At 33.6% G+C, this 13,123-nt stretch carries 11 protein-coding genes; 2 read left to right on the plus strand and 9 right to left on the minus strand.

Features of this window, described 5'->3' with window-relative positions; all coding sequences use genetic code 11:
* Positions 1 to 2: 2 nt before the first annotated feature.
* From LPB88_RS17925 to nirB, 9 genes are all read right to left on the minus strand, one after another.
* Positions 3 to 716, minus strand: coding sequence for an endonuclease/exonuclease/phosphatase family protein (locus tag LPB88_RS17925; protein ID WP_230717016.1), 714 nt, complete (start codon positions 714 to 716; stop codon positions 3 to 5).
* A gap of 239 nt (positions 717 to 955) precedes the next feature.
* Positions 956 to 1,321, minus strand: coding sequence for a hypothetical protein (locus LPB88_RS17930; RefSeq protein WP_089352575.1), 366 nt, complete (start codon positions 1,319 to 1,321; stop codon positions 956 to 958).
* Between the two features lie 136 nt (positions 1,322 to 1,457).
* Entirely contained in the window at positions 1,458 to 2,717 is a 1,260-nt protein-coding gene (locus LPB88_RS17935) for an alginate export family protein (RefSeq protein ID WP_230717017.1), read from the minus strand.
* 89 nt (positions 2,718 to 2,806) lie between these two features.
* Positions 2,807 to 4,285 (minus strand): nitrate/nitrite transporter, encoded by a 1,479-nt coding sequence (locus LPB88_RS17940; protein WP_230717018.1) that lies wholly within the window; start codon positions 4,283 to 4,285, stop codon positions 2,807 to 2,809.
* 164 nt (positions 4,286 to 4,449) lie between these two features.
* Positions 4,450 to 5,109, minus strand: a complete 660-nt coding sequence (locus LPB88_RS17945) for a response regulator transcription factor (protein WP_230717019.1) — start codon at positions 5,107 to 5,109, stop codon at positions 4,450 to 4,452.
* Between the two features lie 405 nt (positions 5,110 to 5,514).
* Entirely contained in the window at positions 5,515 to 7,320 is a 1,806-nt protein-coding gene (locus LPB88_RS17950; RefSeq protein WP_230717020.1) for an ATP-binding protein, read from the minus strand.
* Between the two features lie 69 nt (positions 7,321 to 7,389).
* On the minus strand, positions 7,390 to 7,974 hold the full coding sequence (locus LPB88_RS17955) for a DUF4202 domain-containing protein (protein ID WP_230717021.1): 585 nt from the start codon (positions 7,972 to 7,974) through the stop codon (positions 7,390 to 7,392).
* A 268-nt stretch (positions 7,975 to 8,242) separates the two neighbouring features.
* Positions 8,243 to 8,623 carry a nitrite reductase small subunit NirD gene (gene nirD / locus LPB88_RS17960; protein WP_230717022.1) on the minus strand — a complete coding sequence of 127 codons (381 nt, stop codon included), beginning with the start codon at positions 8,621 to 8,623 and terminating at the stop codon, positions 8,243 to 8,245.
* A 292-nt stretch (positions 8,624 to 8,915) separates the two neighbouring features.
* Positions 8,916 to 11,429 (minus strand): nitrite reductase large subunit NirB, encoded by a 2,514-nt coding sequence (nirB, locus tag LPB88_RS17965; RefSeq protein ID WP_230717023.1) that lies wholly within the window; start codon positions 11,427 to 11,429, stop codon positions 8,916 to 8,918.
* Between the two features lie 289 nt (positions 11,430 to 11,718).
* Here nirB and LPB88_RS17970 point away from each other — a divergent pair, with 289 nt between their 5' ends.
* The gene (locus tag LPB88_RS17970) at positions 11,719 to 12,501 is read left to right on the plus strand and encodes an META domain-containing protein (protein ID WP_230717024.1); all 783 of its coding nucleotides are present in this window, start codon (positions 11,719 to 11,721) and stop codon (positions 12,499 to 12,501) included.
* Positions 12,502 to 12,615: 114 nt separating this feature from the next.
* Positions 12,616 to 12,918 (plus strand): META domain-containing protein, encoded by a 303-nt coding sequence (locus tag LPB88_RS17975; protein ID WP_230717025.1) that lies wholly within the window; start codon positions 12,616 to 12,618, stop codon positions 12,916 to 12,918.
* Positions 12,919 to 13,123: the final 205 nt, after the last annotated feature.

Genomic DNA, 13,123 nt, shown 5'->3' on the forward strand with positions numbered 1-13,123 from the left:
GTTTATATATTAAAATTAATTATTAAAGGTGTGTGATCGCTGTGTAAAGTCCAGTCTTGATAATTTCCAATTTCGACGCTTTCCATAATTTCAATGAAATCATTTGAAGCGAAGCAATAATCAAGATGATAGGGTTTGTTTTCGTGACGATACAAATGCAAAGTTGGATGTTCTTCTTTGCCTTGTACTTGATTGTAGTATTTGTGATAAGTGCTAAAGATTTTTTTGGCTTCCAGTTTGTTTACAACAGTCGAGTGATTTCCTTCTCTTCTGGGCTTATCCCAAATAGTATTGCTGTTAAAATCTCCAATTAAAACTGTTTTATTTTCCTGGATTAGATCTTCGTAATAATTAATAGCTTTCCAAACCTGAGTAACGTATTGTCCGTCTTTATCTTCGGGATTATTAGCCCAAACGGCAAATAAGGTAAAATCAATTTTTCCGCCAGTTACAGCAATTGGAAGTATATTTTTGAAACTTGGATTATGGCAATCCAACAATTGAAATCTATAATCACTATAAGAGAAAACCCCTAATCCTTTGTGTGGATTTGTACCGTACCAAAGTATATCTGTGGGTAATTTGGTATCAATGTCGAATTTTAATTTTTCGGGATTTTCGCACTCAGAAATAACGGCAATATCCGGATCAAAGGCCAGAATAAATTCTGCCTTTTTTCTAAAAGCCATATTGCAATTCCAAGCTATGATTTTCATTGAATGAAGTTTTAAACAAAATTTTGATACATGGTTTAAGCGTACTTAAATTTTGTTTAAAGTTACTTTCATTTTTTTAATTTCTGCATTTCAGAGATTGGTATATTTTCTGTATTATTTTCTAATTCAGTTTTAATTTTAAACATGAATTGAGCATCATATTTCTCCGGATTTTTTGATTTGGAGAAATATCTTTTTTATTATTTCAATTCCGTTCCCGTTAGCCGAGAATTTTAATCTTAACCAACAAGTCTTGTTAAACCATTATTTATGTCAACTTCTGCAAAATTATGCTTTCCCATAACAACAAGTAGTTTGTTTGTATTAAATCCGACATATCTTATTTCAGGTTCACCGTTTTTTGGTTTTCCACAGATAGAAACTACATTCGTCTGCCATTTTAGTTTGTTTTTCTTGTAAGCAGATATTGTCTGTAAGTCATTTTCGACAAAGTAAATAATGTTGTTTTTTTTAATTCCTCTTTTTTGTGTTTTTGCAAAATTTATTTCTGAATCTTTCGAGATTAAGGTGTCATTATATTTTTGCGAAAAACCTGTTTGAGTAACAATAAAAGTTAGCATCGATAATTTTAAAAGTTGTTTCATGGGGATAGAATTGGGGTTCATATTCGATTCAAATATAGCTAATTAAAGCATAAAACAAGTTTTCGGAAGGATAAAAAAAATACCCTTTTCCGAAATAGGAAAAGGGTAAAATATAAAGGTAAAATTTGAAGAAAAACTATTTTTTCCAGCTAAAAATTCTAGGATTCACAGAAATCATTAACCAAGCCCAATTGTTGGTGTGACTAGCGTCTCCAGTTTTTATAAATTCTAAAGTTTTAGTTCCAAACATTTGAGAATATCCTCCTGTAAGTGTAATATCTTTTTTGAAATTGAAACCAGCAGTAAAGTCAACCTCAGTTCCTAAATAAGAATCTAGTTTTCCATTAAGTGGCGTTACGACATCAGCTGCAGCTAAGAATACGTGCGGAATCAAAGCAAATTGCCATTTTTTTACGTTATAGTTAAATTTAAGAAAAGCATCTTGTAATCCTACACTGTTTAAGTGATTACCCACATAAAAATAATCCATGTAACCATTGAAACCATGATTAGTTCCAAATATTGGGTTGAATGATTTGATAACGGTACTTTGATCATTTGTATCTTTTCCTGATAAAAATTCATAACCTAAACCAGCTTTAAAAGAATCAGTTATGTTATATCCAAAGTTTATGGCAGCATCCCAGGCGCTAACCTGTTTGTCTGCACTTTTTCCGGTTTGTCCATAAAAACTTAAGTTACTGTCAATTTTTCCTGTTTTGTAGGTTAAGTAAGTTCCGAAGGTTTGCTTGTAATCTACTAATAATTTAGCATCGGTATTTGCATATTCATAACCTGTATTTAAGAACAATAAACTTGCTCCAATTTTATCAAATGTGGTATGATACCAAGCATATTGCATAGCTTTATAATTTGCTACAGTATAAGGAGTTTGAAAAGTGTTTTCGGCATTAGAGTTATACGCTAATCCCATATCAAGCTGATGGTTTTCTGGATGAAAAGATACTATTAATGCATCGTGGCTTTGTCCTTGTTGCGCCCAGTCCATTTCGCCCATAATACGTTGGTTATCATATGAAAGTACCTGACGTCCCATTCTTGCGCTCCATTTTTTGGTTAAATCGTATTGTGCCCAAGCTTCAAAAACTGCCACTCCATTTTTGTCTGCAGGCGCAGTTGTTGCTACATCTCCCCAGGTTCTGGTGTTTTGAAAAGTCAATTTTACAGTTAACTCATCTTGTTTATAGTTAAAATTCAGTCTTGAACGTTGCGAGATTTGCGATGTTCCTTCCTGACCTTCCGGTAAAAGCGTTTTGTATCCATTTCTGTATTCGAAACGCGGTCTTATTTGTAAATTGACATCTAATTCCTGGGCCTGACTATCAACGCCAATTCCTGCTAATAGTAATAAAAGAATTATTTTTAGATTTTTCATATTTTGTTTTATTTAAATAACGAGGTAAAAATATAGGAAAAAGACTTAAGTTTTTGTGATAAAAACCATATTCTCCATTTTTTTTAATTTTAATTTCTGTCAATTACTTTGGACAAAATAGGTTGCTTTTCGTTCATGATTTTTGTTATCGTATAATGCATCCAAATCAGGCAAATAGCTGATAATACGAGAATGAAGATCCATGAACTCGACCAGATTCCGGTTGCGGTCAATAAGTAGCTAAAAATAATTGGGCCAAAGAATCCGCCAAGACCGCCAATCATACCAACCATGCCGCCAACAACACCAACATCTTTTGGAAAATATTCCGGAATGTGTTTATAGACAGCAGCTTTTCCAATTCCCCATGAAATTCCTATCAGTATTACTAAGGTGAGAAATACCCACATGTTTGCATCAAATTTAATTACCGTAATTCCTTTAGCAAGAAGTTCTTTTTTCTTTACAGTTTGATTTTGATTAACAACAACTTGCTGCCAGGATGTGCTGGTTGGGAAAATTGCATTTTCGGCTTCATTTTCTTTTTTTTGTGCAATAGGAAATTCGGTTTCTCCAATTTTAATATTATTATTGGTGACAGCAGTTATTGTACCTTTTTTGGTAGCTAAAACTCCTGGTCCTGTCGTTGTAATTTCCATTTTCGGAATCATCAATAAAGCGCTTAAAATTACAGAAGAGCTTAAAACCCAATACATTACTTTTCTGGCTCCGAATTTATCTGATAAATAACCGCCAAAAGCTCTGATCACGCCAGATGGCAAACTAAAAAGCGTTGCAAACAATCCGCCCATTACCAGACTGGTTTGATAAACATTCATGAAATTCGGCAAAAGCCATTGTGAATAAGCTACAAAACATCCGAAAACTAAAAAGTAATACGCTCCAAAACGCCATACTCTGGCACATTTTAAAGATTGAAGCATTTGAGAAACGGTTCTGGTATCGTTCTCCAGCTTTTTGTTTTTTGCAAAGATTAAAAAAGCAATTCCAATAATAACTAAGGCAATTGCATAAATTACAGGAAGTGTTTTCCAGCCATTTTGAGGGTCTTCTAAAGAAAAATAGTTTAATAACGACGGTGCTAAAAAAGTTGTGATTGCAGCTCCTGCATTTCCTATTCCGAAAATTCCTAAAGCGCGCCCCTGCCATTCTTTTGGATACCAAATTGAAGTATAACCAATTCCGACAGCAAAACTAGTTCCAACCATTCCAAACAGAAAACTAAGTATTGCAAACGTTAAAAAGCTATCGGCATAAGGTAATAAGAATAATGGAATAGAACAGAGTAAGAGTAAAAGCGAAAAAACATATTTGCCGCCAAATTTGTCGGTGAGAATACCAATTGGTAAACGCATAATTGAACCTGTCAAAATAGGAATCCCTAATAGCCAGCCAACTTGTACAACGCTCCAATGAAAAATGCCATTGTCAACTAAAAAAGTTACCAATACACCGTTTAATGTCCAACAAGCAAAACATACGGTGAAGGCTAAAGTATTCAAAAATAAAATCTTGTGTGATTGTGATAAAGAGTTTGTATTTTTCATAGTACTTAGATTTGTTTTACCAAATATAAATACTTATAAGTATTAATACGTAATCGTGACTAAGTATTTTGTGTTTAAGAAGTAGATTTACCAACATCACAAAATTGATTCTCTATTTTATTAAAATACTATTTTAAAAGGCGATTTTTATCGTTTAGACAGAATTATAAAAGTGAATATTCTGTTGCTTTGTTCGAAAGTTCCATTAAATTTTTCACTTTCAGCTTTTTCATCAGGTTAAAACGGTGCACTTCGGCAGTACGTTTGCTAATTTCCAGAGCTTCAGCGATTTCTTTATTACCTTTTCCTGATAATAAAAGTGTTAGAATTTCTTTTTCTCTTTTGGTAATCATCATTTCTTCGCTTAAATTTTGCTTAGGTTCTAAAGCATTTGAAGCATTAGTGAGCTGACTGATTAATATCGAAGAAATATCTCCGCTGAAATATTTTCCGCCGGCAGCCACAGTATGCAATGCTTTCAGGAACTCTTCTTTACTGGAACCTTTTAGTAAATATCCATCGGCTCCAGCCTTAATAGATTTTAATACGTATTCTTCAGATTCATGCATAGAAAGCATAATAATTTTTACAGTATTATTTTCGCTTCTAAGTTTTTCTACTACCTCGATACCGGTTAAGTTGGGCATACGAATATCTACTATAAGTAAATCAGGTTTGCTGGTTGCAACTACTTCAAGAGCGTCGGCTCCGTCAATAGCTTCGCCTACAACCTCTATGTTTGCTTCGTTTTCCAGTAAAGATTTAATTCCATCTCTTACAAAAACGTGATCATCTGCCAGAACTACTCGAATAGTATTACTCATATTTTACTTAATTTTGATTCTCAATTTTTACGTATATTCATCTAAAAAGATTAGGCTAAGATACGTAATTTTTTAAATTAGATAATTTGTCAATTAGAAAATTAGATAATCTGTCAATTAGATAATGAGTGAATTAGAAAATTAGATAATTTGGAATTGGGTGTAGACTTTTGTTTATGTTTCTTTTGAGACACGATGTTGTTGCGATGTTTTGTCATTTCGACTTTAGGAGAAATCACACTAGTAGATCGACAAAGATTGCCAATTTTCTGTAAGGACCTTATATTGTGATTTCTAAACCCGATAGGTTTTTAAAACCTGTCGGGTTTGACGTAAAGTTCTAACAGAGATGACAAGATTGCAGCAAAGTAAATTATCTAATTATCTAATTGCCAAATTATCTAATTAAATAGGGATATTAAAAGTAATCCTCGTTCCTTCGCTTGGAATCGATTTAATAAAAACGCGTCCGTTGATGTATTGGATTCTTTCTTTCATGAACAATAGTCCCATTCCGGATTCGCTGTTGCGTTTTTTATCGACAGCGTGTATATCAAAACCTTTTCCGTTGTCGTCAACAATAATGCTTAGGAGTGTATCGCTATGTGAAAGTTGCACAATGATATGCGAAGATTCGGCGTATTTTATGGCGTTGTTGATAGCTTCTTGTGTAAGGCGATAGATATTAATTTCGATTAGAGAATCTAAACGTTGGTTAAAGTCAGTTTTGTTGTAAAAAAGGATCTCTTTTCCGGTAAGTTTAGAAAGTTCCTGTGTAAGTTTTGCCAATGAAGAAACGATACCGTGATCGCTTAATTCCGGAGGCATTAAATTAAAAGTTGCGGTGCGAACGCCTTTGATAATATCTAAAGAGAGTTTCTTTAGATATTCTATTTTTTGCGCTGCTTTTTCCTTGTCATCCAGATTAATACTTTCTAAACTGAATTTTAATCCCGTAAGCATTTGACCAATTCCGTCGTGAATTTCTTTGGCGATTCGGTTTTGTTCGTTTTCCTGATTTTCGACAATTTTGCTTGAAATAATCTTTTGCTGATTGATTTTTTCGGTACTGTTTTCAATGTTCAAACGCTCCACTTCTCGTTGTGCTTTTTTGCGTTCGGTAATGTTAAAACAAACTATTAAAAGTTCCAATTCGTCTTTTTTAATCATTACCGGAACCATTGATAAATCTAGCCAGATTGTTTGTGCTTCTTTATTAACGATTTTGATTTCGCCTTGCCAGCCGCTGCGTTGTTTTTCGAATATAATACGGTCAATATTAAGCTGTTCTTTTTCGTCAGTCGTTAAAATTTCTGAGAATTTCTTATTAGACGAAAACTTGGTGTAATTTAAAAGTTTAGCAAATTTTTCTCCAACATGAATAATTGAACCATCAGGAGCAATACGGCAATAAAGCAGCGTATTTTCCATGGCATAATTGAGCGATTTTAATTCTTTTACCGAGTTTTCCTTGATTTCGCTGATAATTTCTGTGTCATAAGCAAGTTTTAAAGCCTTCTTTTCAGAAGATAAAAGTTTGGCGATAAGTTTCTCGATTTTTTTATTGGTAGGTTTAAAAATGAAGAAAAATTCCAGAAGTAAAATAAATAAGGTGAAGGCAAAAATCCAATATTCTATTTTGCGTTGTTCCGTAACTTTTTCATGCGCTTCGAGATCATATTGCGTTACAATTTGATTCATTTTCGAAAGAAAAACACCTTCGTTTTGCAGAATTATTTGTACCAGTTTTTGATTTTTAGTGCTATCATTTTTCTGTTCTAAATTTAACAGAAACAAGTCAGTAGTTTCTGAAATAGTGCTAAAAACAGGATTGATTTCTGAATATAATCTCTTCAGTGTTTCGCTTTTTTCTTTTGGAAAAGTCAAACTATCACTGCCATTTTCCAAAGCGTTTTGAGTCGTTTTCCAAAGTGATAAAACTTCTTTTAAATGCGAAATTTGTTTTGGCAAGGCTTTATCAGAAACATAATGCAGGATCAAAACTTCTTTAACAATCTTCTGGCTCAGCATTCTTTGCTTTCCGGAAATATTGATGATTTTTGAATCGCTTAATTGCTGATTTAAGTTATACTGAACTAAAACCTGACTTGCAATTATAGTTACAGCAATAGTAAGAAGTGCAAAAAAATACAGTCGGCGTAAATTTTTGAAAGTAATTTTATCGGCAGCTTCCTGATTGCTTTTTTTCATTCGAAGATAATATCTGTCTTTTTCCGGAAAATGTAATTCGTTTTTTAGTTCCTGGTCATTAGACCCAATTTACAATCCTAAAGAAGCTTTTATTAAGTTTAAGTTTTCTACAGAATACTTGATTTTTAGGGCTTCCTGATGCCCTTTGTCAGACATTTTATCCCAGGTTTTTTTGATGATATTTTTTAATTTTTCCTCGTCGTGTTTATGCACAAAAGGATCTAAATAATATTCTAAAAACACCAAACAAATTACATCTTCTAGTAATTGGGTTTCGGCATCTTTTTTAAGTAATTTCTTTTCGATTAAAAACGAAACGCGATCTATAAATTCAGGGCTGTATCCTGCTTTTTCTAAGATTGTGGCAGTAGTTTTAGCATGAAATTTTTTAAGTTCTTCTCTCCATTTCAAATAACCCACACGATCCATTGGGTAAGATTCTCGTGCTACTTTCCATCGGCAAATGTGTTGTGCTTTTGAAGCGATCTGAACTTCTTCAGAAGCTTTTGGTTCAAACTGCATCAGTTTTTCGTACATCCTGTTCGAATACAATAATTCTTTAGGATATTCGGAATTTTGGTCAATTTCGATATTTGGATCTTGTGCGTTTTCGGCATCTATCCACTCGCTGGCTTTTTGAAAAGGTGTGTTCATTTTTTTGGTAGAATAATAGATCTCAAATATACGTAAATTAACTTTTAAGGCTTATTTTTTTTAAACATGTCAAGGCATAGATTTGTTGTGATTTACGATAGTTTGTCATTTCGACGAAGGAGAAATCCTCGCAAGTAGCTCCGCAAAGGTTAGCTAAATTATCGTGAAACTCATCTTTGCGAAATCTTAATAATTTGATCATATATTTGATTTTGATTGTCGAGTTTCTTGCGAGGATTTCTCCTTCGTCGAAATGACAAGATTGCGTTTAATCCACAAAACCAACAAATACTTCGTCTTCAACGACTTTAATTGGATAGGTTGCAATTTTTAAATCGTCATCTCCATTTAGGTTAGAACCATCAACAAGTGAAAAAGTTTTTTTATGCATCGGGCACGCAATTTTCGGAATATCATCTGTTGATCCGGTCATGCCTCTCGCCAGAACCATTTCCATTTTATGCGGACAAGCATTTTGACAAGCGTACCATTCGTTGCGGCGTGCAAAGTTAAAAATGGCAATTTGTTTGTTTTTGTATTTGATGCAGCCGCCACGATTGGTTGGGAAATCTTCTACTTTTCCGGCTTTGAACCAAATTGTTGCATCACTTGGGTGAACGGTTTCATATTGATTTAAGATTTCTTCCATTTGATTCAAATTTTAGTTTCCTGTTTCTTATCCCTCTTTTTACAATCAAGAGAGTTATGATGGCGCAGTAAAAAAGAGGGAAAGAGGACAGCAAACGTTAGTGATATTTTTTTCTTTTTTTGGAGCTATTATTCTTAACACATAGGAACATAGATTTTTTTTTGAAAAAGTAAAATCAAAAAGAAACTCGTTTCTTCACACATAGCTATGTGTGTTTAAATAAGTGAAACGCCTTTTATTGAGTTTTCAAAATCTATGTTTCTATGTGTTTAAAATAAAAATTTATAAAGTTTTACGACCAGGCTTTTGGCATTTTTTGATCTCTTAAAGGAACAAAAACAACATTATCATCTTTCTCTTCAGAGTTTACAAAATGGTTGAAACGTTTTAATAATCTTGGTTTTTCGAGAACTTGTTTCCACTCGCATTCAAACGTGTTTACCAAAGTCTGCATTTCAGCTTCAAGCGTTTCGCAGATTCCTAAAGAGTCTTCGATGATAACTTGTTTTAAATACTCTAAACCACCATCTAGTTTTTCTAACCATGTCGCAGTTCTAACCAACGGACCTGCCGTGCGGATGTAATACATTAAGAAACGATCCATGTATTTGATAACGGTTTCTTTATCTATTTTTTCGGCCAATAAAACAGCGTGTTTTGGATTTGCTCCACCGTTTCCGCAGATGTATAAATTCCAACCGCCTTCGACCGCAATCAATCCGAAATCTTTTCCTCGGGCTTCTGCACATTCACGAATACAAGCCGAAACACCACCTTTTAGTTTGTGCGGAGAACGGATTCCTTTATATCTGTTTTCTAATTCTATGGCAAATCCTGCGCTATCGTCCATTCCGTAGCGACACCATGCATTTCCAACACAGCTTTTTACAGCACGAAGCGATTTTCCGTAAGCATGACCACTTTCAAAACCATTATCAATTAATATTTTCCAGATTTTTGGTAAATCACTTAAATGTGCTCCAAATAAATCTACACGTTGTGCACCGGTAATTTTGGTATATAGATCAAATTGTTTGGCAACTTCTCCAATAACTATTAATTTCTCGGCAGTAATTTCTCCTCCGGCAACTCTTGGTACTACAGAATAGGTTCCGTTTCGCTGAATATTAGCCAAAAATCTATCGTTTGTATCTTGTGTAGTTACGTGTTTGTTTGCCGTATCATTATAAATACTCGAGAAAATTGAAGCCACAACTGGTTTACAAACCTCGCAACCGTCGCCTTTTCCGTGATGATCTATTACATCGTAGAAATTCTCGTATTTATTAATTTTAATTAAGTCAAATAATTCTTGTCTGGTATAAGAGAAATGTTCGCAAATGACATCTTTTACTTCTTTTCCTAATGATTTTTGAGTGGCTTTTACCAAATCAGAAACCATTGGTTTACAGCCTCCACAACCCGAAGTTGCTTTAGTGTGTTTTACAACATCTGAAAAACTAGAGCAAGTTTCGTCTAAAAGCGAACAACAAATAGAACCTTTAGTTACATTTTCGCAAGAACATATTACGGCGGTATCCGGCAAATCCAGAACACTTCCTAAGCTCGAACCTTCAGAACCGTCTCGTGAACCTAAGATTAGATCTTCAGGATTTTTAGGCAAAGCCATTGCATTGCTGTAAATCTGGAAAAGTGAATTATAATCACTTGAATCGCCCACTAAAATTCCGCCCAATAAAGTTTTGGAATCTTTAGTAACATTAATTCTTTTGTAAATTCCGCTTAATTTATTCTCATAAATAATCGCGGTTACACTGTCATTTTCGACAAAAGGATCACCAAAACTCGCAACTTCAACACCAATTAACTTCAATTGTGTCGACATATCGATGGTTTCTCTCATGGTTTTAGAACCATTTAAGATTTGCGCAGCGGCTACATCAGCCATTTCGTAACCTGGAGCAACAAGTCCATAAATGTTTTGATTGTACAAAGCCACTTCGCCAATCGCATAAATAGAAGGATCTGATGTTTGCATTTGATTGTTTACCACAACACCGCCTCGCAAGCCAACTTCAAGTCCTGAAACTCTGGCCAGTTCATCACGAGGTTTAATTCCGGCAGAAATAACCAACATGTCAACTTTTAACAATTCATTATCGGCAAACATCATTCCCGTTATCGATTTTTTTCCGTCAATATATTGAGTTGCTTTGTTAAGATGAATACCAATATTAAGCTCTTCGATTTTAGATTGCAGCATATCACTTGCACCTTTATCTAATTGTCTTGGCATTAATCGGGGTGCAAATTCAACCACGTGAGGATTTAATCCTAAATCGCGAACTGCTTTTGCTGCTTCAAGACCTAATAAACCGCCACCTAAAACGGCTGCTTCTGAGGCACCTTTTTGCTTTATTTTTTTGGCGTAGGCCATAATTGCATCCAGATCTTCGATGGTTCTGTACACAAAAACACCTTCTTTTTCTACACCTTCAATTGGTGGTACAAACGCCGATGATCCTGTTGCAAGAACTAAGTAATCGTACGTATGTGTTTTCTCTAAATGTGTATGTATGGTTTTTTCTTCTCTGTTAATATCTGTAATTAGTTCAGAAGTATTCAAAGTAATATTGTTTTCTGCGTACCATTCACTAGTTGATAATGATAAATCATCCGCCGTTTTTCCGCCAAAGTATTCACTTAAATGAACACGATCGTATGCACGTCTGGGTTCTTCACCAAATACGGTAATTTGATACTTTTCTTGTCCTGATTTTGCAATGAACTTTTCGCAAAATTTATAACCAACCATGCCGTTTCCAACTACTATTACTCTAATCATGATTTCTTTAATTAAGTATTACTATGCAAATATAAGTATTTGTACTTATAAAAATACGTAAGTATTGTGTTTTTTTGTTAGAAAAATAACAACATGAAATGCATATTTTATCTTAATCTTAGAATTGGTGCGATATTCAGGAGTTTTTTGAGGGGATAATTTCTTTTCAAACTGTATTATTTTTCTTAAATTTGAATTAAATCTAAATAAGTATTCTAAAATATCACTTCAAATTCAGCTTAGTTTTAGATTCTATTTTCAAACAAAATCATTTTAAAAAACGGACTCCATGAAAAAAGTACTTTCATTATTGTTATTATCGTCTCTGATAATTGGTTGTAAAACAGGAGCAACTAAAAGTTCTGATACAAAAGAAGCAACTTCAATGACCAATTCTCCAGAAGATGAAATGATGATTTACTTTAAAGCGACCGGAAATGAACCTTTTTGGGGATTGAAAATTGGGAGGGAGAAAACGGTTTTTACTTCTTTGATAGAAGGTAAAGAAAATTTGATTTTCCAATCTGTAGAACCAATTCGAGCGATGGATGCTAACGTGAAAATGTATAAATTAAGTAATTCGACCGCAAGTGCTACAGTTACTATTCAGCAATTAGATTGTCAAGATTCGATGTCAGGAGTGATTTCGCCATATAAGGTTTCGATCGAAATTAAAAATAACTCAGATCTTGCCTCTAAAAAAATTGATGGTTGCGGAAAATATATTACGGATTATCGCTTACATGACATTTGGGTTCTGGAAGAATTAAACGGCTATAAAGTTTTTGCAACAGATTTTCAAAAGGAATCACCCCGAATCGAAATTCATGCAGAAGAAAACAGATTTATGGGATTTGGCGGTTGTAATTCTATAACCGGAACGATATTTTATGAGAAAGATGTGCTAAGATTTACCAATACGGCTTCTACTCTTATGGCTTGTGCTTCAGGTAATAAAGAAGATCAGTTTGTAAAAGCACTTCAAAGTACCACAACATATTCAATAGGAGACAATAGATTAACGCTTTCAAATCCGTCTGGGAAACTTTTGGTTCTAAGAAAAGTAGATTAGTTCGGTAAGGCTAAAAGATATCTTATAATGCTTTAAAAATGACATATAGGTTTCTTATTAGATTTAGAGTCTAGATAGTTTTGTAAAATAATATTTATAAAATAATTATTTTACATGAAAAGAATTTTAATGTTGTTTATTGCAGTTTCATTAGTGTGCAGCTGCAGATCTACTAAGGATGCAAGTGCGTCAACAGATACAGTCGGAAAGTCAATTGAAAAGAAAATACAACAAAGATGGGTTTTAGAAAATTTGAATGGTAAGCCTATTACTGAAAAGGATTTTTCAAGTCTTCCAAAAATCGAACTGAAAGCATCAACTTTTTCCGGTTCTACAGGATGTAATGCAATTAAAGGGAATTTACTTTCTAAAAATGCGGGACAAATTCAGTTTTTTGAATTTTACTTCAGAAACTAAAAAATGCGAGGCAAAAAAAGAAGGTAAGTTTTCACAGTTATTAAAAACCACTACTGGTTATTCTATAGAGAATAATAAATTATTGCTTTCCAATTAGTTTGGACCAACAATGCTTTTCAAAAAAGGAAATTAATAATAAAAAAGGCTTCACTAAATTTAGTTGAAGCCTTTTTTATTACAATCTCGTTCGAAAATGACAAATATC

It is taken from the genome of Flavobacterium sp. JAS (assembly GCF_020991455.1).
Lineage (GTDB): Bacteria > Bacteroidota > Bacteroidia > Flavobacteriales > Flavobacteriaceae > Flavobacterium.